The sequence below is a fragment of the Porphyromonas endodontalis ATCC 35406 genome (assembly GCF_000174815.1).
Lineage (GTDB): Bacteria > Bacteroidota > Bacteroidia > Bacteroidales > Porphyromonadaceae > Porphyromonas > Porphyromonas endodontalis.
This window is the reverse complement of sequence record NZ_ACNN01000007.1, coordinates 1-23,325: the sequence shown is the minus strand read 5'-3', so window position 1 is coordinate 23,325 and position 23,325 is coordinate 1. Positions and strand designations below refer to the sequence as shown.

20 protein-coding genes and 2 pseudogenes are annotated in these 23,325 nt (G+C 48.0%); 7 read left to right on the top strand and 15 right to left on the bottom strand.

Going from position 1 to position 23,325, the window contains the following annotated elements:
- Positions 1-125 precede the first annotated feature (125 nt).
- The 6 genes and pseudogenes from pth to rsmD all read left to right on the top strand — a co-directional run.
- Positions 126-686: pseudogene (gene pth / locus POREN0001_RS01600) on the top strand (aminoacyl-tRNA hydrolase); the annotation flags it as partial.
- A 76-nt stretch (positions 687-762) separates the two neighbouring features.
- Entirely contained in the window at positions 763-1,203 is a 441-nt protein-coding gene (locus POREN0001_RS01595) for an RNA-binding S4 domain-containing protein (RefSeq protein WP_004332591.1), read from the top strand.
- A 48-nt stretch (positions 1,204-1,251) separates the two neighbouring features.
- Positions 1,252-2,691: a cardiolipin synthase gene (gene cls, locus POREN0001_RS01590; RefSeq protein ID WP_004332485.1), complete on the top strand. Its 1,440-nt coding sequence runs from the start codon at positions 1,252-1,254 to the stop codon at positions 2,689-2,691.
- A 159-nt stretch (positions 2,692-2,850) separates the two neighbouring features.
- A complete protein-coding gene (locus POREN0001_RS01585) occupies positions 2,851-3,492 on the top strand; it encodes a hypothetical protein (protein WP_004332595.1) in 642 nt (213 codons plus the stop codon).
- Positions 3,493-3,582: 90 nt separating this feature from the next.
- Positions 3,583-4,425, top strand: coding sequence for a DUF3822 family protein (locus tag POREN0001_RS01580; protein WP_004332513.1), 843 nt, complete (start codon positions 3,583-3,585; stop codon positions 4,423-4,425).
- Positions 4,426-4,432: 7 nt separating this feature from the next.
- Positions 4,433-5,005: a 16S rRNA (guanine(966)-N(2))-methyltransferase RsmD gene (rsmD, locus tag POREN0001_RS01575; protein WP_322788118.1), complete on the top strand. Its 573-nt coding sequence runs from the start codon at positions 4,433-4,435 to the stop codon at positions 5,003-5,005.
- Between the two features lie 235 nt (positions 5,006-5,240).
- Here rsmD and POREN0001_RS01570 read toward each other — a convergent pair whose 3' ends face one another.
- The 7 genes from POREN0001_RS01570 to POREN0001_RS01540 form a co-directional block, all read right to left on the bottom strand.
- Positions 5,241-6,242, bottom strand: a complete 1,002-nt coding sequence (locus tag POREN0001_RS01570) for a 2-oxoacid:ferredoxin oxidoreductase subunit beta (protein WP_004332581.1) — start codon at positions 6,240-6,242, stop codon at positions 5,241-5,243.
- A 30-nt stretch (positions 6,243-6,272) separates the two neighbouring features.
- Positions 6,273-8,132, bottom strand: a complete 1,860-nt coding sequence (locus tag POREN0001_RS01565) for a 2-oxoacid:acceptor oxidoreductase subunit alpha (RefSeq protein ID WP_004332457.1) — start codon at positions 8,130-8,132, stop codon at positions 6,273-6,275.
- A 148-nt stretch (positions 8,133-8,280) separates the two neighbouring features.
- Positions 8,281-8,745: an anaerobic ribonucleoside-triphosphate reductase activating protein gene (nrdG, locus tag POREN0001_RS01560; RefSeq protein WP_040580126.1), complete on the bottom strand. Its 465-nt coding sequence runs from the start codon at positions 8,743-8,745 to the stop codon at positions 8,281-8,283.
- Between the two features lie 130 nt (positions 8,746-8,875).
- Positions 8,876-11,281, bottom strand: coding sequence for an anaerobic ribonucleoside triphosphate reductase (locus POREN0001_RS01555; protein ID WP_004332483.1), 2,406 nt, complete (start codon positions 11,279-11,281; stop codon positions 8,876-8,878).
- A 353-nt stretch (positions 11,282-11,634) separates the two neighbouring features.
- Positions 11,635-12,420 carry a TatD family hydrolase gene (locus POREN0001_RS01550; RefSeq protein WP_004332377.1) on the bottom strand — a complete coding sequence of 262 codons (786 nt, stop codon included), beginning with the start codon at positions 12,418-12,420 and terminating at the stop codon, positions 11,635-11,637.
- Entirely contained in the window at positions 12,417-13,406 is a 990-nt protein-coding gene (locus tag POREN0001_RS01545) for a polyprenyl synthetase family protein (protein ID WP_040580123.1), read from the bottom strand. The genes POREN0001_RS01550 and POREN0001_RS01545 overlap by 4 nt, the downstream gene beginning before the upstream one ends.
- Before the next feature lie 150 nt (positions 13,407-13,556).
- Entirely contained in the window at positions 13,557-14,261 is a 705-nt protein-coding gene (locus POREN0001_RS01540; RefSeq protein ID WP_004332395.1) for an energy transducer TonB, read from the bottom strand.
- 264 nt (positions 14,262-14,525) lie between these two features.
- Between POREN0001_RS01540 and POREN0001_RS09610 the strand changes: the two genes are divergently transcribed.
- Entirely contained in the window at positions 14,526-14,648 is a 123-nt protein-coding gene (locus POREN0001_RS09610) for a hypothetical protein (RefSeq protein ID WP_004332523.1), read from the top strand.
- A gap of 3 nt (positions 14,649-14,651) precedes the next feature.
- Here POREN0001_RS09610 and POREN0001_RS01535 read toward each other — a convergent pair whose 3' ends face one another.
- The 8 genes and pseudogenes from POREN0001_RS01535 to POREN0001_RS01500 all read right to left on the bottom strand — a co-directional run bounded on the left by POREN0001_RS01535 (position 14,652) and on the right by POREN0001_RS01500 (position 22,074).
- Positions 14,652-15,236 carry an HD domain-containing protein gene (locus POREN0001_RS01535; protein WP_004332568.1) on the bottom strand — a complete coding sequence of 195 codons (585 nt, stop codon included), beginning with the start codon at positions 15,234-15,236 and terminating at the stop codon, positions 14,652-14,654.
- A 178-nt stretch (positions 15,237-15,414) separates the two neighbouring features.
- Complete coding sequence (gdhA, locus tag POREN0001_RS01530; protein ID WP_040580121.1) at positions 15,415-16,752, bottom strand: NADP-specific glutamate dehydrogenase; 1,338 nt, start codon at positions 16,750-16,752, stop codon at positions 15,415-15,417.
- Positions 16,753-17,044: 292 nt separating this feature from the next.
- Positions 17,045-17,851, bottom strand: a complete 807-nt coding sequence (locus POREN0001_RS01525) for an MBL fold metallo-hydrolase (RefSeq protein ID WP_004332600.1) — start codon at positions 17,849-17,851, stop codon at positions 17,045-17,047.
- A gap of 30 nt (positions 17,852-17,881) precedes the next feature.
- A complete protein-coding gene (locus tag POREN0001_RS01520) occupies positions 17,882-18,943 on the bottom strand; it encodes an asparaginase (RefSeq protein ID WP_083797814.1) in 1,062 nt (353 codons plus the stop codon).
- A gap of 52 nt (positions 18,944-18,995) precedes the next feature.
- Positions 18,996-19,610 (bottom strand): sugar O-acetyltransferase, encoded by a 615-nt coding sequence (locus POREN0001_RS01515; protein ID WP_004332433.1) that lies wholly within the window; start codon positions 19,608-19,610, stop codon positions 18,996-18,998.
- On the bottom strand, positions 19,603-20,706 hold the full coding sequence (gene ychF, locus POREN0001_RS01510; RefSeq protein WP_004332576.1) for a redox-regulated ATPase YchF: 1,104 nt from the start codon (positions 20,704-20,706) through the stop codon (positions 19,603-19,605). Before ychF ends, POREN0001_RS01515 begins: the two co-directional genes overlap by 8 nt.
- A gap of 283 nt (positions 20,707-20,989) precedes the next feature.
- Positions 20,990-21,508: a hypothetical protein gene (locus tag POREN0001_RS01505; protein ID WP_004332521.1), complete on the bottom strand. Its 519-nt coding sequence runs from the start codon at positions 21,506-21,508 to the stop codon at positions 20,990-20,992.
- Positions 21,509-21,529: 21 nt separating this feature from the next.
- A pseudogene (locus POREN0001_RS01500) lies at positions 21,530-22,074 on the bottom strand (ClbS/DfsB family four-helix bundle protein).
- Positions 22,075-23,325 lie beyond the last annotated feature (1,251 nt).

The window sequence follows — 23,325 nt, the reverse complement described above, 5'->3', positions numbered from 1 at the left end:
AGGACTCCTCTTATAAGCCCTCTCCCCAACCTGCAACCGATCCGATTGATAACCCTTACAACCTCTTCTCTTTAGCAAGGAAAGAAGATAATTCGAGGGGAATGGCTAACTTTGAGCCCAAGAATATGAAATACCTTATAGTAGGACTAGGCAATATAGGCGAAGAGTATTGGGGCACACGGCACAATGTTGGCTTTCGTATGGCAAACGCAATAGCGGAAGAGATCGGTGCGACCTTTACTGAGCAACGTTATGGTGCCGTTGCACGAGGACGCATCAAAAATGCAGAACTCGTTTTGCTCAAGCCCTCCACCTATATGAATCTGAGCGGAGAGGCGGTACGTTACTGGCTCCAAAAAGAGAATCTTCCCACGGAGCAGCTCCTCATCTTAGTAGACGATCTTGCTCTCGATTTTGGCACCCTCAGACTTAAGTCAAAGGGCAGCGATGCAGGACACAATGGACTTAAAAACATTGCGCAGCTCCTCGGCACTGCGGAGTATGCACGCCTACGCTTTGGTTTAGGAAGTCGCTTTTCGAAGGGACGTCAGATAGAGTTTGTACTCGGGCATTTTACGCCGGAAGAGGAGCAATATATGCCACTTCTCACCAAGGAGGCGGTTGCCATCGTTCGCGATTTCTGCCTCTCGGGCGTAGATAGAGCCATGAATTGGCATAACAAAAAGTCTCTACTCCCTCCTCCCGAAGAGCAAAAACCCGACACTCCTACACCCCTACCCAACTACTAGCATCACGAGAGAAATGGCCGGAGAAGTACGAATCGATAGTTTTTTGTGGGCAGTACGCATCTTCAAGAGCCGCTCTTTGGCTAGCGATGCCTGCAAAAAGGGTCGTGTTACCATCAACTCTCAAAGTGTAAAGCCCTCGCGACTCGTTGTGGCCGGCGACGTTATTGGAGTGCGCAAAGCCCCCGTAACATACAGCTTCAGAGTACTGCAAACGGCACGCAACCGAATGGGTGCGAAGCTCGTCCCCGACTACATCCTCAACATAACACCACGTGAAGAGCTCGAAGTGCTAGAGCTACAGCGCATATCGGGGTTCATCGATAGAGCCAAGGGCGAGGGGCGACCGACCAAAAAAGACCGACGTTCTCTAGACGAATGGCAGGGAATGAACGACAACTTCTTCATCGACAACGAAGACTTTTTCTCCGACGATTTTGATCTCGACAGCGAATAGCATGCCATAAATCCCCCCCTATACCCCAACGTAAGTAAGCCCTAAGCTATGTGGAGCGAAGTTACCAGCATCATATTCTCAGCTATCTATCTGGTAGTTGCGTTGGGTATTGCCCTTGTGGTGATCAGCGAAAATAGGAATCCGATAAAGGCTCTATCGTGGGTAATGGTGGTACTTTTGATTCCCGCCGTGGGTATCATTCTCTACTATTTCTTCGGACAGGATCTCCGCCACACCCACACCATCCACCGCAAAATATACCGAAGGCTCTCAAGTGTGCCCTATAGCTTCGAAGACTATGCCATCGTAAGTAAGCCCATTCTGCAAAAGCCTCAATATCGCCCCGTAGAGCAACTTTGTGAGCGACTAGGGGACAGTCCCGTACTTGCAGCACAGGAAATCAAAATATTCACCACAGGACACGACAAGTTTGAGGCTCTCTTTGCCGATATTCGAGCCGCCAAACAACATATCCATCTTCAATACTATGCCATAGAGAGCGACCGGCTCGGCAATCAACTCGCGGACCTATTGATACAAAAGGTCAGAGATGGGGTTATTGTACGCATCCTGTACGATGATGTAGGCTCTTGGGGTGCTCGTCGCTCTTTTTGGAAGCGAATGCGAAAGGCCGGTGTCCAGGTCTATCCCTTTATGAAGGTGGTGATCCCTTACCTCTCCTCTCGAGTGAACTACCGAAACCACCGCAAACTTGCCATAATAGACGGAGAAATCGGCTACATGGGAGGGATGAATATTGCCGATCGCTACTACTACGGCAACGAAATGGGGCCATGGAGAGATACCCACTTCCGCCTAACAGGAGGGATTGTTGCAGAGCTACAGACCGCCTTCCTTATTGATTGGTTCCTCATTACACGAAGGGTCGTACACCTTAGGGACTACTTTCCCAAAAGGCTTACCACAGGCGACGCTCCTCTTATCCCCATGCAATTTTTCTTGGGATCGCCTATGGGGGCTTGGCGTAGCATCGAACAAGCCATCAATTACCTCATCCTACGAGCAACTCGTCACATCTGCATTGAGACGCCCTACTTCCTCCCCACCCAAACACTAAACGAGGCTCTCTCCATGGCAGCCTTAGGTGGCGTTGAGGTCAATCTACTCATCCCTCGCAAAGGCGATGTACTAGCCTCCCATCTTGCCTCACTCTCCTATCTCGATGGACTGATGGAGGCCGGAGTGCATATTTACTTCTATAAGGCCGGTTTTCTGCACTCCAAATTCCTCACGATAGATGGAGAAGTTGCTCTTGTAGGCTCTGCCAATATGGACTTTAGAAGTTTCGAACACAATTTTGAATGCGCAAGCATCATCTACGAAGCAGGCTTTACCCAACAACTAGAAGAGATATTTGCTCAAGACCTCGACAATAGCGAGCCGGTAATCCCTGCCCGCTGGAGGACCCGAAAACGCTGGCGGAGATTCTGTGAATCGATAATGCGACTTTTTTCGCCTCTCCTCTAGATTTTCTCGAAGAAAAAGGGAACAAAAAACACATTTCTACTCCAAAAAGCGCTGCAATTTGCAGGGTAGTTGTATATTTGCAGAGCGAATGTATCCTCTCCTCAGAACTTAGGAGGATAACGAGCTACAGAGACGAATAATAATAAACGACTATACAGGATGAAGATTGTAAGGATTGTACTGATTGCCCTAGCAGTAATTGTAATGGGCTACCTTTGCGTGATGAGTATCGTAACTCCCGAAAACTTCAAAAAGGAACAAGCTCAGAGAGAAGCTCTAATTGAGAAGCGACTCAAGGACATTGCAACCTACGAGATTGCCTACAAAGAGAACTATGGCAAATTTGCCACAGCCGACGAGTTGGTAGAATTCCTCACCAATGGCAAAATCTTCTACATCAACGCTGAAGGGGACTATACCGACGAAATGCGCGAAAAGGGAATTACAGAAAATCAAGCCGCAGCACAAGGGCTCATCAAGCGTGATACTACCTACATGAATGCTCGAGACTCTCTCCTCAAGAATGGAGAAGACCCTCGCGAACTCATTATGGTACCCGGATTCCCTGACCATCGTATTGAGATAGAGACTGCAACCATACAGCAAGAGGTGGGTAACGATACGATCAATGTTTCTGTATTCCAAGCCCAAGTACCCATGGAGGTATACCTCGCAGGAATGGATAAGCACATCCTTTCAACAAAGATCTCTGATGCAAAGGCTCGCAACAATGGTGCCGGCTATCCAGGGTTGCGTATCGGGTCTCTCAAAGAAGTTAAGACAACAGGTAACTGGGAATAAGATATCCTCTTCGTTCTCCTTGGGGAATTAGCATCCCTCATAAGAAGGAGAGGTGGGTAAGACTCCTAATAAGGATAGAGGGAAGGAAGCATGGCTCCATCTACGATAGAAGGGTTACCTCTACTAGACGAGACCACTGCCGAACGTTATAACCTCTCTCTACGTCTTCACCCAGACGGCATAACTTATACTCTATCACTTGCTCAAGAGCCTACCAAGGTATTGGGCAGTGATAGAGTCTTTTTTGTCCCCACAAACGAGGGAGTTGGCTATACAGATCGTTTGAGTGACCTTATCTATGCCTATAGCTTTCTCCCCCTTCCCTATCATCACATTCAGATAGCTTTTGATGCCTCTGCTTTTGTTTTGGTGCCCCCGGGTGTCCCCGTACGCGAAGACGAAGAGGCGTGGCTATCCATCGCTGTACCTATCCTACACAACGAAGTAGGCTATACAGCGTCTTATCATTTGGGGACAGAGGCACCAACACTGCTTGCGGCTTGGGAGCGTTCTACCTTTACGTTCTTACGCCGTACCTATCCTTACGCCGAAATCCTCCCCTACGTTGTACCCACCCTCCGCAAGGGGCTCACAGCAAGCCGCACCACAGAGAACGGGCGACTTATCTATCTCTTGATCTCCCCCCTCACGCTCAACATCCTTGTATTCGAGCGAGGGAATATCAAGTTTGCCAATAGATTCGCACTCATTGCCACCGGCACCGCCTCTAGCATTGCCGGAGAGATCCTCTACTACCTAGGGGCTGTATGGCAGCAAATAGGCAGAGATAGGGCAGCCGACGATGCTATTCACCTCTTCCACACCACCTCCCTAGAGATGGTACAAGAGCTGGGTAATGCCCTATCTTCCCATCTCTCCCCTCTCGGCTTCTCACTCCAAAGTATCCAATGCTCTCCCCTATTCGTTGATTAGAGGGTAGATTCAGAATTCTTATGCTATGCGTATCATTAGTGGGAAATATGGGCATAGACGTTTTGACGTCCCCAAGGGATTCAAACTTCGCCCTACGACCGATCTCGCCAAAGAGGCTCTATTTAGCACAATCACCTCTATGTTTTCCTACGAAGGGGCACGCATACTCGATCTCTTTGCAGGTACCGGAAGTATTGGACTAGAGTTTGCTTCTCGCGGAGCTGAATGGGTTGATATGGTAGAAAAACAGCCCAAACAGGTAGCTTTTATCCAATCTGTAATTAAAGCACTCCATGCAGAGGAAGAAGCTACCGTGCACGTAGGCAATGTTTTCAAATGGCTTACTCCTGAAACGGGCTCTTCCTCTACGCCCTACGACCTCATCTTTGCGGATCCTCCCTATGCCCTAGAAGCCCTCGTAAAGCTGCCCCAACTCGTTTTCTCTTCGGGACTGTTGGCTCCAGAGGGGCTCTTTATTCTTGAGCACCCCGAGACCTACGATTTTTCCAAAACTCCATTTTTTGTAAAACACAAGAGGTATAGCGCGGTCAATTTCTCCATCTTCCAGAACCACCCCTAATCCCCTTTTTCTTCGAATAAAGAGAGAGATTTCCCCTCTCTAACCTAGGGATAGCAGATAGTGACAAGCCCTCTTATCCCCGATCTCTTTGCCTGCCGAAAAAATTACCCCTCGGCAAACAAACGTCCCCTTCCCCCCATAATCAGAAACACCCTGCCTCCTCCCCTCGGGGAAGAAACAGAGTGTTTATTCTATCCCAACACCCGCTAATGGTGTCAGTAGAAGGTAAGGTTGCTTACTTTACCTCCCAAACATCTTGTTGCAAGAAGAGCTCGCGAAGCTTACGAGTTGGGTTCTTAGCTTGCACTTCTGCAATCTGAGCATGTACAGCCTCGTCGTATGTAGGAGCCTCAACATCGCGGATAACACCCATAGCCATAGGCAAGTTTTCACCATCCATCATAGCAAGCATGGTATGGAGAGTAGAATCTTGCTCATGAGCATCGTGGGTTAGAATATCGTTGATAGAGTAACCTCCTTCGCCGATCTTTACAACCTTAAGCTTGAATCCATCGAGCACGAGACCCTTATCAAGATTCTGCCCAAAGATCATCTTTTTGCCATGCTCAAGTACGATCGTCTTTTCTGCACGCACTTCCTTAGAAGAGAGATATTTGTGCGCACCGTCATTGAAGATCACACAATTCACAAGTACTTCTGTAACAGCAGCGCCCTTGTGACGAGCAGATGCAGTAAGGCAGTCTACCAAAGTCTTTTGGTCTACATCCAAACTACGAGCGAAGAAGCGACCACGAGCCCCCATCACCAATTCAGCAGGGATAAAGGGATCTTCTACCGTACCATAAGGAGAACTCTTAGAAACAAAACCACGGGGAGACGTAGGAGAGTATTGCCCCTTAGTCAAACCATAAATGCGGTTGTTGAAGAGTACTACATTAAGGTCGATATTACGACGCATTGCATGAATAAAGTGGTTACCCCCGATAGCCAAGCTATCACCATCGCCTGATGCGAGCCAAACGCTGAGGTCGGGACGAGCAGTCTTGAGACCTGTAGCGATAGCAGCACCACGACCATGAATGGTGTGGAAACCGTATGTATTCATGTAGTAGGGGAGGCGAGAAGAACAACCAATCCCCGAGATCACAGCCGTTTGGTGCGGAGCGATACCTAGCTCAGCCATTGCCTTTTGGAGGGCAAGAACGACACCGTGGTCTCCACAACCAGGGCACCAACGAACATACTGATCGCTCTTAAAATCTTGTGCAGTATACATAACTGGAGTATTCTGATCTTGTGCCATCTCTTATGCCTCCATCATTTTAGAAAATTCTTCTACCAAGCGACCCACATTGAAAGGTTGCCCCTTAACACGATTGAGTTGCAAGGGAGCAAAGTCTGCAATCTTGCCCTTTAGATACATGGCAAGCTGACCATTGTTTTGCTCCGCTACCACTACCTTCTTATACTTGTGAAGCACTTCTTTTGTATTGATAGGTAGAGGGCTAATGAAGGTAAAGTGAGCATGAGCCACTTTCTTGCCTTCCTTGCGCATCTTTTCCATAGCCTCGTGTAGGTGACCATAAGTACCTCCCCAACCAACGATTAGGAAGTCTGCATCATCCACATCACCCTCTACCTTGAGAGGAGGAATTACCTTGGCAATATTATCGATCTTAGTCTGACGGTTGTTCACCATGAGTTGGTGGTTGTCAGGATTGGTGCTGATGGCACCTGTCTTATTATCCTTTTCGAGACCACCCAAGCGGTGTTGATAGCCTTCTTGACCGGGTACAGCCCAATAGCGAACCAACGTTTCGAGATCGCGACGATAGGGTTTCCAAGGCTCTTCACCCTTGTAATTACAGATGTAATTGGGTTTGATCTCGGGGAACTTTTCGTATTCGGGGATGCGCCATGCTTGTGAACCGTTGGCTACATATGCGTCGGTAAGAAGCACTACGGGGGTCATGTGCTCGAGAGCAACCTTCGATGCCCAGTAAGCTTGATTGAAGCAATCCCCAGACGAAGTAGCCGAAACAACTACGAGAGGAGACTCCCCATTACGGCCGTAGAGAGCCTGCAAGAGGTCGGTTTGTTCACTCTTGGTAGGCAAACCTGTAGAAGGGCCACCACGCTGAACGTCTACAACAACGAGAGGAAGCTCAGCCATTACAGCGAGACCCAACGCCTCACTCTTGAGGGCAAGACCGGGACCAGACGTTGTAGTAACAGCAAGGCTACCACCAAAAGAAGCCCCGATAGAAGTACAGATACCGGCAATTTCATCTTCTGCCTGTACGGTTACTACACCGAGAGCCTTGTGCTTAGAAAGCTCATGAAGGATATCAGTAGCAGGAGTGATAGGGTAGCTACCAAGGAAGAGTTGGAGACCGGAGCGTTCGGCAGCAGCCATAAGACCATAAGCCGTAGCCTTGTTCCCACTCATATCCATGTAGAGACCCGGTTCTTGCTTTTGCCCCTCGACATGGAAGGGAGTACCTGCAGAAGCGTGGGTATTGGCACCGTAGTTATACCCATCGTTGAGGGCCTTGATGTTGGCCTGACGGATGAGTTCTTTTTTACCAAACTTCTTATTGATAAAGTCTACGGCGTGCTCGAGAGTGCGGTCGAATAGCCAGCAAACCAGCCCGAGAGCGAACATGTTTTTACAGCGGAGAGCGCTCTTGTTGTCTAGTTGAAGTTCTTTGAGAGACTCTTTCACCATAGACGAGATAGAGGCAGCCACCACGCGATCGGGATTAAGACCAAGTTCCTTGATAGGATCCATAGTCTTGAATTCAGCCTTCTCAAGGTCCTTTTCGCCGAATGAATCTGTATCAATAATGATAAGAGAATCCTTACGAATATGCCCTAGATTTACCTTAAGAGCCGCAGGATTCATTGCAACGAGTACATCGGCAAAGTCACCCGGAGTGTACACCGGATTGGTACCAATGTGAACTTGGAAGCCCGACACACCCCCAAGCGTACCTTGGGGCGCTCTGATTTCGGCTGGATAGTCGGGAAATGTAGCAATCGAGTTGCCATAGACAGCCGAGAGGTCCGAAAAGATGGTCCCGGTAAGCTGCATACCATCCCCAGAGTCACCTGAGAAGCGGATCACAACTTCCTCAAGACGTCTTACATCTTTGGATTCCTTCATGATTGATTTAGTTTAAACTTAGAGTGGTTTGAGTATTGTATTATATCACTGCTCCACCACAAGGAGGAGCCTATATTCTCTCTACTTTTTATCTTCCGTCTCTTATTCTGCGCACAAAGATAGCTCCTTTCTGACAATTAATAGGTATCTAACGGTTACGAAGATCTATAATCCGCTGATTACTACTCCCCCTGAAGGGAAGAGAGGGATCTCGCAACTCTCGCACAAACCTCCCATCTATCAAGGTGGTAAGGTACTTTAGAACGGGCGCTCTCCTTTCGTCAGCAAGCAACTCTTCGTAGGTATATCCCGTGTAGCAAAGTATAGGTAAAGAGCACTCTTGGGAGAGGCGTTGTACCAATTTAAGTAGTTCTTCGGGGTAAAAGAATGGGTCTCCTCCAGAGAGGGTTATACCATCAAGAAGGGGATTGCTATTGATCTCATCGATAATTCCTCGTAGCACCTCCTCGCTCAATTCAATACCCCCCAAAGGGTTATGACTCTCGGGATTATGACACCCGGGACAGTGGTGACTGCACCCTGCCAAATAGATAGCATAGCGCAGACCGGGACCGTCGGAGATCGTCTCCTTGTATCTATTTAACAAGTGCAACATCCCTTTGTCTATAAGATTGAAAGCCACAAACAAAGCACGCTACCTCGGCCATAGCTGTTCCCTCCAAGGGGTGAGAGGCTAGAGCGAAGGTAGCGCGGAGATCAAATAGAGCGAGGCTAGGCAATTCTTAACAATGCTTCACGCGGTCATGCTCCTCAGCTTGTTTGGCACTATTCCAGCACTCTAGGCTACCGGTCAGGTACCCTGTAATGCGGCGGAGACGGGCGATTTGATCGCTACTGCAGACGGGGCACTTATCAAAAATAACACCTTTATATCCGCAGCGGCGGCACGTATCCACGGGGTGATTGATAGAGCCGTAGCCTATACCCTCATCGTGCATTAACTTGACAATTTTTAGGAGAACGGCAGGATTCTTCTTTGCCTCCCCATCAAGCTCTACATAGGTAATGTGACCACCACCGGTGATGGCATGGAAAGGAGCTTCGAGGTGGATTTTCTCTGCAATCGTAACCTCTTCGCGCACATCTACATGGAACGAATTGACATAGTAATCTAGGTCATTCACTCCCGGAATAATGCCATAGCGTTTACGGTCGAGGCGCGTAAATCGTCCGGAAAGCCCCTCGGCCGGCGTTGCCAGTACAGAGTAATTAAGCTCATACTTACGCTTGTACTCTCTGACGACATCGTTCATCACTTCTATAGCATCATACAGAGTTTGCCATGCCTCCTGATTGTGTGCATGCCCCTCTCCATAGATAGCAACCATGGCATTGTGCCCTCCGATAAAGCCAATCCCTAAGGTACCTGTTGCAATTACATCCCCTACTTCATCGTTGCTTTCGAGCGTTTTTCCACCCTTCCACACATCATTACCCATCATAAAGGGGAACTGACGCGCCAAGGCGGTACGCTGGTAAGAATATCGCTCATAGAGTTGATCGGCAACCAATTCGGACATGTCGCGTACTCTATCTAGGAAGCGACGACGAGCCTCTCTACGTACCGTTTTCTTATCTCCATCCGGATAGCGCTCTTCGGCTTCGCGACGCGCTTCGATGGCAAGACGAGGCATATTGATCGAGGTGAACGAGAGGTTACCACGACCTACAGAGCTTTTTACTCCGCGAACATTCTCAAACACGCGGGTACGGCACCCCATGGTTGCAAGTTCATAGAGGTAGCGTTTGGGATCGTCGGCCTTCCAGAGGTCATTCTTATTGAAGGGTGTATCGAGGAAAACGAAGTTGGGGAAAAGAGCTTTTGCCGTAGTATAGCAACTCTCTAAGAGGAGGTCGAAGTTGGGCGTAGCGAATTGAATTTTACCGGCTAGAGCAGCATCAAAATCGGCACTCGCCTTCTCAAAATCCTCATCTGAGTAGTTAATACCATCCTTTACCTTAAAGATTTGGATCGGGAAGATAGGTACTTCGCCATGTCCTAGACCCTCCATCGTTGCCTGGAGCAACTCATGGATTACCATACGCCCCTCATCACTCGTATCGGTACCGTAGTTAATCGAGCTGAAAACCACCTGATTACCTCCACGAGAGTGCATCGTATTTAGGTTATGGATAAAGCCTTCCATGGCTTGATGCGTATCCTTGCGTGTTTGCCGATACGACTCAGCAAGAGCCACTTCCACAAAGGGAAGGTCAACCCCTGGGATCAAGTCTTTTAATCCCTCATAGAGGCGTTCTGCCTCGGCCTTATCGTCAGAGAGACGCGGATGAATCTCACGGATGCGATCGGCAATAGCCTTCTCGTCTACCTCGGTAGTCTCATCTCCCGACTTGAGACGGATGGAGAGAGCGAAAGTAGCCACAAGGCGTTTGATAAAAGTTTTGCGTACCCCCGGAGCCATAAAGAAGTCGAAAGCCGGGATGGCCTGCCCTCCATGTTGCTCATTTTGATTGGTTTGGAATACAATCGTAGCCAATGTGGCGTAGCTCTGGATACTCTGTGGAGTACGAACACTGCCGTTCTTGGTAAAGAAACCACGCTCGTAGAGATCCTCGAGGTCGTACTGTACGCAAGTTGTTGTCTTTGTAGGATAATAGTCAAGGTCGTGGATATGAATATCGCCAACCTCATGAGCGCGAGAGTAGATGTTGGAAACAAGATATTTGCGTGCATAGTCTTTAGTCACCTCGGAGGCAAAAGTCATCATCTGCCCAGAGGGAGTATATGCACTCATATTGGCATTGCTCAAGTTGGTATCGTTCTTCTCGATCTTGACAATACCATCCATAGTGTGCTTCAAGCGCGTACGCTTATCGCGCTCCACGGTACGCCACTCACGATAGATAATATACTTCTTGGCAATAAAGGGGTCGGCTGCCATAAGAGCCTGTTCCACCATATCTTGTATATCTTCTACGGCTAGAGCACCCTCTTTGTGAGCACGTGCCACACTCTCTATACGCGCTACAATTACGTCTACACTCGAAGGATCGGGACGAACTCCACCTGCCCGATAAGCCTTGTAGATCGCCGATCGAATCTTTTCTGCTTCAAACAACTGACGACTGCCGTCGCGCTTCAAGATGTAGAGTTCTTCCTGTTCCATAATACTTAGTTTTCTTGTTCCCTTTTTCTATTCCGTCTCTATGCTTATTGCATGCTCTCTCTGAAACAATTCTAATACAAAGCAGTTTTGGCAAGACTCCTCCCCATCCTCTTGACAACGCCCACGCTCACGGGCTTAGCCAATAAGAGACTAATCATCTAAGAATCAGCAAGAGAAACATCTTTGTCTTAGGCCTTGCAAAGGCAAAAGTAGCTATTTCAACCGGATAAAAAAATAGCCCGACAATCTTTTTCGCGGTACATTTTCTCTCTCCTATCAGCAAGCCTCTAGGAGAGAATAACTTATAAGACTCTCCAAAGGCAGACTGATATAAAAAAGGGAATTGGCTGATTTTAGAAATTCTCTAGGGCAAAAAGTTGGCGAGAATTAGCTGAAATTGCCTCCTCTAACTGGGCAGGAAATAATCCAAAAGCACGTGCCACTTCTGCAAGGGTCTCCGGCAAGAAAGAGGGCTCGTTGCGTTTACCCCGATGAGGCACCGGAGCGAGATAGGGAGCATCGGTCTCCAAAAGGAGCCGATCAAGTGGGATGCGAGCGATATACTCTCGCAGCGTGGACTTCTTGAAGGTGACTACACCATTGATCCCGATCATAAAGGAGGGAGAAAAAGCAATCAGTTCCTCCAGCTCATCCTCACTCCCCGTAAAACTATGGAAGACCCCTCGGAGACGAGCCTCCCCTCGGTAGGCGGACAACAAATCCAGCATCTCTCGGTGGGCACTACGCGTGTGCAAAATAAGAGGGAGATCCTCCTCAATGGCCCACTCCACTTGGGTACGAAGCGCCTCTTCCTGTTCTCGAACGAAGCTTCGATCCCAGTAGAAATCGAGCCCAACCTCCCCAATAGCCACTACCTCCGAGTGATACTTGCGTACAGCTTCGTGTATCACCTCCAACTGGGAAGAGAAGTCCTGACCCACCGAGGTTGGGTGCAACCCAATGGCAATAGAGGTATTGAGGGGAAAATCCTCGTGAGTTTTGAGGAGACGAGGCAGAGACTCTACATCAATATTAGGGAGAATGAGGTGCTCTACACCTGCGCCACAGGCACGCTCCAACACCTCCCGACGATCTTCGTCAAACTCCGGCTCAAAGATATGAGTATGCGAATCAATCATAGGTCGCGCATCGCCATCTTCTGAATAAGATCGACCAAACGCTGCGAAGCCTCCGGATAGGAATTACTCATTCTTGACAAGAGATCCAAAGCCCAATCGGACTGCTCCTGGATCTCCTTTCGGATAAGTTCGGGAATCCCATACGCGTCGTAGAAAGCCCGCACAGCACGGTATTTTTCCTCTCGCTGCTCTTTGGGGATAGCAAGAGCCGCCTTCAGTTGCTCCCACTCGCCCCTCTCACGAGCGATTTCTTGCGCCTTTATCAGTAGCCAAGTCTGCTTATTCTCAGCAATGTCTCCTCCTATCGGCTTGCCAAATGTCGCTTCATCTCCATATACATCGAGGTAATCGTCTCTTAATTGGAACGCCATACCGGCATTGATCCCGGCGCGAATCAAATAGGAACGGTCACGCATTCCTGTATCGGCAATATACGCTCCGATCTCTAGAGCCGCCGAGAGTAATACGGCTGTTTTCTTGCGAATCATTCGCTCATACTCCGCAAGTGTTACATCCGAACGTGTCTCAAAGTCCATATCCATCTGCTGCCCCACCATTATATCCTGCGACATGCGATTGAACACTCCCATAATCGCAGGTTGAAGAGCCAGAGGGTACTCTTGGGTGAGTTTGTAGGCAAGCGAGAGCATGGCATCCCCCGTTAGGATAGCTTGAGCGATACCGAATTGAGCAGGCACGGAGGGGCGGTTGCGACGCATCTCTGAGTGATCCATCACATCATCGTGCAAGAGCGTGAAGTTATGATAGATCTCAAGAGCCAATGCTGCCTTGATGAAATCCGCACGATCTTTGCCATACATATCTGCCACCATCAGCACAAGGAGGGGGCGCACTCGCTTACCTCCTCCCTCAAAAGCATAAGCCATAGGAGCATAGAGAGGCTCCGAGATTTGTGTGCGACAGTGTGCGACCAAAGTCTGTAGCTCGGTCTCTATATAACTAAGGTTGTCTTGAATTGTGGTCATATTGGGGTGGAACAAAAAAAGCCCCCTGCAAACTCCCCTATCACGGGAAACTTGCGGGGGACAACTATGTGACTAAATTTCTAAGAGAGGGGACTTCGCTGTGCCATAAACAATCGGCAACAAGTATCCTATCTCTCCTCTACACTCAGATTACTGGAGCTTGAACTGGATAGGAAGCGTGTACTTTACACGTACGGGCTTACCCCCCTGCTTACCAGGCTGCCACTTATCCATCTTGTTGATAACGCGAAGGGCTTCCTTATCGAGAGAGGCGTCTACCCCACGTACTACGGTAGCCTTCGAGATCGAACCATCTTTCTCTACAACGAATTGAACAATCACCTTTCCCTGTACGCCGTTTTCTGCAGCAATTTCGGGATATTGGAGGGTGCGAGCAATCCACTTGAGGAGAGCTTCTTGACTACCACCGGGAGGTACAGGATTGCTTTCTACGAATTCGAAGATTTGCTCTTCCTGCTCTACTTCCTGAGGGGGAGCCTGCGTGATAACAGGTGCGGGGGGAAGAGGTTTCTTTTCGTCCACAGAAACGAGGGCAATCTTAACTACCTCTGTATTATTATCCACAACCTTAAATTCCTCTGGTAGGGCAACCTCAACGGTTTCCACAGGAGTTTCTTCGGGCGGAGTCTCAGGCTCCTGCTGTTGGTCTGGGATGAACATAACATCCTCCATGTCGGCAATATCGACCTTATCGGTACCATCATCGCCCATAGCATCTAGAGAGTGCCACTCAAGAGCGACGAACACTACAGAGAGGGCCAATACCAAACCCATCAAGAAAGAAAGGCTCTTCCCTTTCTCCAAGTTTGCCTTTGACGATTTCTTTACTTCCATACTATAATCGTATTACTAATTGCGATACTCTGTTGCTTGCCCGACAAAAATACGAAGATTTTTCTATCCACACGTACTTTTGCCCCTCAAGAGCATAATTTTTATTTTTGAAGGCCCCCTCTCTTGAGACTGAGTAGTAAAAAAGAAGGGACAATAAATAGGAGTCCCTTCTCGTTTTAGAACTAAAAGGTCCTCCCTCGCTAAAAGACTTAGGGAGAGGACTTAGAATACAGATTACAAGCCCTATAAGAAAGGAATTTGCCTATGGATTACGACTACCTCTTAGTAGATAAAATCAAAGAGGACCTTGGCGCCTCTCCCACCCAAAGCCTAAAACATCGTACCATAGTAGCATTACTCAAGTGGTATGCTCGCCTCCCCCGATAGTGATTAGGCGGGATCTCCAAACATCTGATGCATAGCCTCAAGGCGTGCAATAGCCCCGGTCACAAGTCGGGGCTCTCTTTTTTGCCAAAAAGCCTCCATCTTTGTACGCACCTCTTCGTAGCTCTTCCGGCGATCGAGGTGCGTCTTTGAGTAAAAGCAATCTGCATAGCAAACCAACTTCTCCTCTAGGGTCTCGGGGAGGTAACTTCGCCCGGCAGGCAAAGGTAAACGGAGGGCAATACGCTCCTCTTCGCTTACTCCGGAGCCCGTATGACGCTCACAAACTCGAGCATGCGTTTCTAACCCCCAATCCCTTCTTAGCAGATTCGCTCCCAAATAGCCATGGCGGATGTAAGGCTCCCGTCCATAGCAAGATATTGACGTTGCATCCGTATAAATAATACCGATATCATGCAACATCGCCGCTTGATAAAGCAGCTCCCGATCAATCTTTGCATCCGAATAACGGTCTGCCAACGCCAGAGCTAGGCGGGCAACGCATTCGCTATGCTCCACCAAAATACGATGAGCCGTCGTTCCGGGGCAGTAATAATGAGCAATAATCTGATAGGGGTCTAGTTCAGTCATAGGGAGAAAAGAAGGGAAAAACAATCTATAATAAAAAAGAACTCCCCCTCATCTACCTCTTATACGCACTCTTTACGAGAGAATAAGAGGAGACGAGAGGGAAGCTATTCTTTTACATCTGCACGCTAAGAGCGACTAGTCTCTTCTAGTGCAAATAGGATGTAGGCAGGTCTATTTATCAGCAAATGCCTTGACCAACCATTGCCTTAGCCACCTTCATGAAGCCGGCAATGTTTGCGCCCTTAACATAGTTGATGTAGTTACCTTCGCGACCATACTCAACACATTGTGTGTGGATGTCTTGCATGATCTGGTGGAGCCACTTATCAACTTCTTCGTTGCTCCAAGAGAGGTGAGCTGCGTTCTGAGTCATTTCGAGACCTGAACAAGATACACCACCGGCGTTTACAGCCTTACCAGGAGCGAAGATTACCTTCTTAGCAACATAGTATTCGCTAGCTTCTGCGGTACAACCCATGTTAGAAGTTTCAGCAACGAGCGTTACGCCGTTAGCAACAAGTGCCTTTGCATCTTCTTCGTTCATTTCGTTTTGTGTAGCACAAGGCATTGCGAAGTCTACCTTTTGGATCCAAGGCTTCTTACCAGCGAAGAACTGTGCATTGGGGAACTTCTTCACATAGTCAGCAACAACGTCGTTACCGCTAGCACGAAGGTCGAGCATGCATTGGAACTTTTCTTCCGTATTGATACCATCGGGGTCGTAAACATAACCGTCAGGACCAGAGATAGTAACAACCTTGATACCAAGTTCAGTAGCCTTACGAGCTACACCCCAAGATACGTTACCGAATCCAGAGATAGCAAGTGTCTTGCCCTTATAGTCGATACCGTTTTCCTTACACATGTTTTGTACAAAGTAAACAGCACCAAAGCCGGTAGACTCAGGACGAAGACGTGAACCACCGAATTCGAAGCCCTTACCGGTCATCGTACCTGTGTGCTCACGAGCGAGTTTCTTGTACATACCAAACATGTAACCAACTTCGCGACCACCTACACCGATGTCACCAGCGGGGATGTCAGTATCGGGGCCAATGTTGCGCCACAATTCGGTCATGAAGCTTTGGCAGAAACGCATGATTTCAGCGTCGGTACGACCCTTAGGAGAGAAGTCAGAACCTCCCTTACCACCACCCATAGGAAGTGTAGTAAGAGCGTTTTTGAATGTCTGCTCAAAACCGAGGAACTTCAAGATTGAGAGGTTCACGGTGTGATGGAAACGGATACCACCCTTGTACGGGCCAATTGCGTTGTTGAATTGTACGCGGTAACCGATGTTTACATGTACCTTACCGGCGTCGTCTGTCCAGGGCACACGGAACGTGAAAATACGGTCTGGCTCAACGATACGTTCGATGATGCCATACTTTTCGAATTCGGGATGTTGATTGTACACATCCTCGATTGAGAGGAGAACCTCTTTAACTGCTTGGAGGAATTCTTTTTCGCCCGGGTGCTTAGCCTCCAATTGGGCGAGAATCTCATTTGTCTTCATAGCAAACAAAATAATAATGAAGTTTCTGCCCACAAAGATAGGCATATTATCCACACAAAGCAACTCAGGAATAGGAGAAAAATCAATCCGAATCGTTTTTCAACAACGCACCAAGGGGAGTCTCAACAACCACAAAGTGCACTCGAAGGGGAGAAAGAAAACACTGGGACACAAAAAGTGTAAACAAAACGCCAAATAGATACCCCTACGACACCAAACTCAGCACATAGAAACATGAAAAGCTCTCTCAGAGGGGAGAGAAGAAAAGGATGAAAGAGAAACCCCTTTTTCCTCAGTCGGCAAGAGTATATAAAGGACTTGGGGTAGAACGCTTGAGCGGTTCTAAAACAAAATGGGAAGGCGGGATGATTCCACGGCGGAACAAAACGTCCTCAAAAGTCTTGCGACAAAGCTCGGGATGATTGTTCTCCCGACTCAAATGACAAAGCCAAACACGCTCTAGCTCGGGATGGTAAACATCGCACAAAAACTCCGCACTTTCCAGGTTACTAAGGTGCCCATTGCCTCCGGACACACGCTCTTTGAGGTATTGAGGGTAACGCCCCCGCCAGAGCATTTCAGGGTCGTAATTCGCCTCAAGTATCAGGTGTCGAGGCAATGCCGCATAGCGGTGCACCTCTGCGGTAACATGCCCCACATCGGTAGCCAGCGTGAGGGAGAAATCGCCTCGCCGAAAGTAATAGCCCACATTTTCTGTACTATCGTGCGGCACATTAAAAGGTACTATTTCAAATCCCGCCAAGCAAAAAGCCTCGCCTACTTCCACAGTCGGACGAGGCAATCCCTCCATCTTTTTGTAGTAACGAAGGGAATCAATTGCCTGCTGAATCGTCCCTGTCGTATAAACAGGGAGATGATACTGCAATGCCAAGGCGCTAAGTCCTTTAATGTGATCAGCATGCTCATGGGTGACCAAAACCCCCATGATATGCCCCTCAATAGGGATCCCCTGAAAGGCCAACGCCCGAGCTATGGTTCGAGTCGGAATACCGGCATCTATGAGCAAGCCCCCCTCCCCTGAGGAAAGGTAGTAACAGTTGCCACTGCTACCACTGGCAAGACACATAAACTGCACCATCCGCAAGAACCCCTAGAGTCAGTTTAAGTTTCAGTTTTGGGTGAGTTCTCCACAGATCGATAGCTGCATCTCTACCCCCACCTCTTGAGGAGAAAGCCCCTTACCTAGGAGGTACATCAACTTTGTAATGGCACTCTCCGTGGTCATATCAAAACCCGAAACAACCCCTACTTGCCCAAGGCGAATCCCCGTATCATAGCGACCCATTTCTACCTTTCCGGATTCGCATTGCGTAACGTTTACAATCACAATCCCTCGCTTTACGGCATCAGCCAACGCCTCAATAAACCAGTCGTCTGTGGGGGCATTACCGCTACCATAGGTCTCAAGCACTACGCCTCGCAACGTAGGGATGGAGAGCACAGCCTGCACCACTTCCGGAGTAATACCGGGGAATATCTTGAGCACGCACACATGGGGATCAATACGAGTAGAAACCTCTAAATCAGCCTTTTCGCCCTCGGGTGTGCGATAGATATGCTTTTCGTTATAGCGAATATGAATACCTGCGTACGCCAAATGGGGATAATTGTTACTAGCAAAAGCCTCAAACTGATCGGCACTACATTTGATTGTTCGATTGGCTCTGAGGAGATATTTGTCAAAGAAAATGCACACTTCAGGTACCATGGCTCGCCCATCAGCCTGACGTTCTGCAGCAATTTGTAAGGCTGTTATTAAATTTTCCTTACCATCGGTACGCAGACGCCCCACAGGTAACTGACTTCCGGTAAATACCACCGGTTTGGCAATTCCTCTAAGCAAAAAACTCAACGCCGAAGCGGTATACGCCATGGTATCAGTGCCGTGTAGCACCACAAATCCATCGTACTTATCGTAATTCTCCCCGATAGTATGAGCAAGGCGAATCCACAGATCCACCGTAATCGCAGCAGAATCAATGGGGGGATCGAATTGAATGGAAGAGATCTCGAACCCCAGCCGCTGTAGCTCAGGGATATGGTCTTGTAGATATGTAAAGTTAAATGCGCGAAGTGCCCCCGTAGCAGGGTCTTCGATCATGCCAATGGTGCCTCCCGTATATATGAGTAAGACGCGAGGAGTGGTAGCAGTAGGTGCGACTTTTTCCATCAGATAGTATTGTGTACAAGTATAACGTTTGCAAAGGTAATGCAAAATCGTGCTACTCCTCCCCTATTCTCCGAATAATCTGCGCAGGGCATCCTGCAACAGTCGTACGGGGAGGCACGCTACGCACCACCACACTACCTGCAGCCACAATGCTTCCTCTACCGATGGTTACTCCCGAAAGGATGGAAGCTCCTGCCCCGATCCACACATCATCTTCTACCACAATAGGGTAAGCATATTCCCCACCTTTAGCCCGCTCCTCCGGCTCTATGGGATGCTGCGGAGTGTAAAATCCAACGCGAGGAGCAATGAGTACTCGACTGCCAATTGTGATGGTAGCAGAGTCTAAAAAGATTACATCGGTGTTGATAAACGTATCCTCTCCGATAGAAACGTGAATGCCATAATCCACAAAAATAGGGGCAATAAGCCGACTTCCCCTACCAACATGAGCGAAAAGCTCCTGCGCAATCTCCGTGTGCTCCCGCTCATTCTCGGGAGTGAGGGGCAATTGATTGTATCTGTGGCACAAAGCACGTGCCCGATAGTAGGCATCCCGAAGCCAGGGATCTTGAGAGGCAGAAAAGAGCTGCCCATCCAAAGCTCGCTGCTCGGCTTCGCTCTGAGCGATACCGAATTGGTGATAAAGGTCTCTCCCCTCAGACATTGAAGCGGAAGTGCATTATATCCCCATCTTGCACCACATATTCCTTCCCTTCCACACTCATCTTGCCGGCCTCTTTTACAGCAGCCTCGCTACCCAAAGCAATGTAATCGTCATACTTGATCACCTCAGCTCGGATAAAACCTTTCTCAAAGTCGGTATGAATAATGCCGGCGCATTGAGGAGCTTTACTTCCCTTGACAAAAGTCCATGCACGGGTTTCGTCTGCACCGGAAGTGAAGTAAGTCTCCAAATTCAGAAGGGCGTAAGCAGCTCGGATAAGCCGATTCACACCGCTCTCTTCCAAGCCTATTTCTTCCAAAAACATTTGTCTTTCTTCGTAAGTCTCCAGTTCGGCGATCTCGCTTTCGATCTTGGCTGCCACGATAAGAATACCGGCACCCTCACTGGCAACAGCCTCACGCACCTGCTCTACATAAGCATTCCCATTTACGGCAGAGGCTTCGTCTACATTACAAACATAGAGCACAGGTTTTGCCGTTAGGAGGAAGAGATCATGAGCTGCCTCTTGCTCCTCTTTCTTCTCGAAGTGTACCGTGCGAGCGTTTAATCCCTTCCCTAGAGCCTCCTTGTAGGCTTGGAGTACTGAAACGACCAGCGCCGCTTGCTTATCGCCCCCGGTCTTCGCCTGCTTCTCAAGCTTGGCCAAACGGCTCTCCACCGTCTCCAAATCCTTGAGCTGCAACTCGGTATCGATAATCTCCTTATCTCTTAGAGGGTTTACCGAGCCATCTACATGGGTAATATTATCGTCGTCAAAACAACGCAACACATGCAGGATAGCATCTGTCTCTCGGATATTCCCTAAGAACTTATTCCCCAGACCTTCGCCTTTGCTTGCTCCTTTTACGAGACCGGCAATATCCACAATCTCCACCGTGGCTGGGATCAAACGCTTGGGATGATCGATCTCGGCGAGCGCGTTGAGGCGCTCATCGGGCACCGTGATAACGCCCACATTGGGCTCTATTGTACAGAATGGGAAGTTGGCAGATTGTGCCTTGGCATTAGAAAGACAATTGAAAAGGGTAGACTTACCGACGTTGGGCAGCCCAACGATTCCGCATTGTAGTGACATTCGTTATTGTATTAATCGCACTCTTATTGGCAACAAAGGTACTGCCATTCCGCCAAATACCCAAAGCACCTCCGCTCCACAGTCCCTTCTCTACAAAAGAATCAGGCTTCCCTTTCCTATTGAGAAGCCTGACCATTGATTGTAAAATGTCTTTCAAAATGCTTTCATCCCCAAAGTGTATCATCCACTCATATGCCATCAAGCCAGTGCAAGTCAATGGGGGAATCGCAATAGGTAGTGTTGCTGGGATACGTACAATGTCAGATTTCTACATGTCAATTTATTACTTTTTATCCACCTTGAGCTTTCTATAATTCTCGAGATTCCAATAAGCCTCATCCCTTAGGTCTTCTTTTTCCTCTTCGGTCAGAATCCCTTTTTCTCCCTCAATAGTCATTCCTTTCCATTCAAGAGCAAGCCATGCCTGCATCAATACTACGAATTGAGAAATATTATCCCTTTTATCTTCCTCTAGAATGATTTTATCAATCATCTGAATAGCCTCTCCATCCCAAGTCTCAGGATAGTCAATAGGATTCATAAGCATTTTCAAATGAAATGACAATCTTATCAGATTTAGGCTATCATTGCTTTCAGCAACTGCAGCCGCACAAAAATCAGCAACAGCTTTACGGAGTTCCGCCATATATTCTTTCCGAGCATTTGTTATTGTACTGACAAAATCCTTCTTTTTTGACTGATATAAAGTCATCCGAATATTAAATCCTCCAATAACAATCGAAATTATAGCCGCAATTATAGCTGCTACCAAAGTTGCTATTCCTTGATCTAAATCTCCCATCTCACACCTTGCGTTAAAAATTCACATTAGGATTGTCCTGATATGCACTTTTATCTTCTTCATAGCCCAGTCGTAATGGAATGGCTTGCAGTTGCCGAGACACAGTAGGAACCGAGAGGAGAGGTTCCCGTCCACTCAAAGGCTCCTTTAGCAAAGAGTTCATCGTTGGAGAGTGTCTCAATTATGGTCATCACATCTTGATGACTTTCTCTCACCATTTTCTTCGCCTCTACAAGTGGTGTGCTTTGGTGCTTCTTCCAAAAACCGACATTCATCTCCGGATATGTCTTCCAATTATACGGTTCTGGCAGAAAAGGTTTGCGCTCACCGCCTTGATTAGATTTTATCCAATTCAATAACAACTGATGCCATTCGTATAAATGAATAAGGATGTCTCGCAAATTTTTATCCCTGCTCCAATGCGCTTCCTTGCCCATTGTTGTCATTTCCTCTGCAAATGTTGCTTCTTGTAGTCCCTTATCCATTCCATCAATAAGTTTCCACATTTTATCGAATTGTCCATTAGCAGATGCTATCAAATCCGCCTTGGTTGTTGCTCGTGCCATAATTTTCTCCTACGATTTTTATTTGTTAGAATGCTACTGAGGGCAAAAATACACCTTTCTTCACAAACGAAGCTCAATATAAGAACCCAAAGTAAACGATAAAAACAGAACGGATTCCTCTAAAAACGCCTGACACTATTGTTCTATCAAAGAGGGTGAAATCAGTTTCGGAATAGACCTAAAACTCCGAGGAAGTAGGGCAAGAATCTTCGGGAAATCACGCAATACACAGAGGCGTTTTCAGCCTGTTCTCTCCACCTAATTGGCTGACAGCAATCGAAGAAGTCGCTGCGAAGCTAGGAAAGGGACGGGGGCATACCCCCTCTAGGCATGCTCTCCTCTTAGTTAGCCATGGAGGAAAAAGTATGCCGAGACTCCCCATAAGAGACTTCCTTAGCCTAGAGCTCCTTTACCTCATATTGATTAGTCCTACACACCGAATAGTTTTGCTACTTTTGTGGTGAGGATTAACCGGGTAATGCCGCTATTCTTCGACACAGAGGCCGATACTTTCTCCAGAAGGTGTTGGTCTTTTGCTTTTTAGATAAACTCTCCGATTCTATACCGCCCTCTTATATCCGAATGTTTTCGACGTTGTCTTTGGATTCGGATTCAACACTTGAAGTCTTTTCGGGATAAGCAAAAAGAGCTGACTCCATCCGCTGAAGTCAGCCCCTTTTTTCTCTATGTTACCTACTTCCTCCACCTTCAACCGCCCTACTATCCCCCAAATTCCCGCATATCGCCCCTAGATACCATCAAGAAAGCATGAGTAGCCTCTTGCACAATCAAGAGAGTAGCCCTCAAGCCAGAGCCATCACTATCTTCTTTTTGTCTAGTAGTTTATTATTACCTTCGTGGTACAGACACAAGAGCTAAGAAGTGATAAAGAAGCAACCGAGTACAGAATCGGACCTTTAATTACTACTTAGCCTTGTTCTTTATTTTATCAAGAGTTCCCTTTTTCCCTTCGTTGTATTAGGAATGCCTCAGTCTCCTCTTTTACAATGGAGGTGAGTCCCCTTAGCGACCCGAAGTACACGACACCGGGAGTTTCCTCATTGGATGGGGAGGAGACTACCCGCCCCCACAGGGCTAAGGGCCCTCTACGAAAGGCACAAAAACGAAAAAGGGATCCCCAAGCTCTTCGCTCGAACATCCCCTCTCTACGCCTATCCCTCTAAGTTCTAAAAGGCTCTCCTTCATACAAAAAAGAGAACCCCCAAGCATACTTGCTCAAGGGTTCTCCCA

Bases quoted from the DNA above. Each gene is read 5' to 3' on its own strand.
- POREN0001_RS01580 (WP_004332513.1), top strand. From the start codon at position 3,583: ATGGCTCCATCTACGATAGAAGGGTTACCTCTACTAGACGAGACCACT.
- POREN0001_RS01570 (WP_004332581.1), bottom strand. From the start codon at position 6,242: ATGTATACTGCACAAGATTTTAAGAGCGATCAGTATGTTCGTTGGTGC.
- POREN0001_RS09610 (WP_004332523.1), top strand. From the start codon at position 14,526: ATGGATTACGACTACCTCTTAGTAGATAAAATCAAAGAGGACCTTGGC.
- POREN0001_RS01545 (WP_040580123.1), bottom strand. From the start codon at position 13,406: ATGACCACAATTCAAGACAACCTTAGTTATATAGAGACCGAGCTACAG.
- POREN0001_RS01520 (WP_083797814.1), bottom strand. From the start codon at position 18,943: ATGGAAAAAGTCGCACCTACTGCTACCACTCCTCGCGTCTTACTCATA.
- POREN0001_RS01550 (WP_004332377.1), bottom strand. From the start codon at position 12,420: ATGATTGATTCGCATACTCATATCTTTGAGCCGGAGTTTGACGAAGAT.
- POREN0001_RS01540 (WP_004332395.1), bottom strand. From the start codon at position 14,261: ATGGAAGTAAAGAAATCGTCAAAGGCAAACTTGGAGAAAGGGAAGAGC.
- POREN0001_RS01555 (WP_004332483.1), bottom strand. From the start codon at position 11,281: ATGGAACAGGAAGAACTCTACATCTTGAAGCGCGACGGCAGTCGTCAG.
- POREN0001_RS01585 (WP_004332595.1), top strand. From the start codon at position 2,851: ATGAAGATTGTAAGGATTGTACTGATTGCCCTAGCAGTAATTGTAATG.
- POREN0001_RS01565 (WP_004332457.1), bottom strand. From the start codon at position 8,132: ATGAAGGAATCCAAAGATGTAAGACGTCTTGAGGAAGTTGTGATCCGC.
- cls (WP_004332485.1), top strand. From the start codon at position 1,252: ATGTGGAGCGAAGTTACCAGCATCATATTCTCAGCTATCTATCTGGTA.
- POREN0001_RS01505 (WP_004332521.1), bottom strand. From the start codon at position 21,508: ATGGGAGATTTAGATCAAGGAATAGCAACTTTGGTAGCAGCTATAATT.
- POREN0001_RS01535 (WP_004332568.1), bottom strand. From the start codon at position 15,236: ATGACTGAACTAGACCCCTATCAGATTATTGCTCATTATTACTGCCCC.
- POREN0001_RS01515 (WP_004332433.1), bottom strand. From the start codon at position 19,610: ATGTCTGAGGGGAGAGACCTTTATCACCAATTCGGTATCGCTCAGAGC.
- POREN0001_RS01595 (WP_004332591.1), top strand. From the start codon at position 763: ATGGCCGGAGAAGTACGAATCGATAGTTTTTTGTGGGCAGTACGCATC.
- ychF (WP_004332576.1), bottom strand. From the start codon at position 20,706: ATGTCACTACAATGCGGAATCGTTGGGCTGCCCAACGTCGGTAAGTCT.
- gdhA (WP_040580121.1), bottom strand. From the start codon at position 16,752: ATGAAGACAAATGAGATTCTCGCCCAATTGGAGGCTAAGCACCCGGGC.
- POREN0001_RS01525 (WP_004332600.1), bottom strand. From the start codon at position 17,851: ATGGTGCAGTTTATGTGTCTTGCCAGTGGTAGCAGTGGCAACTGTTAC.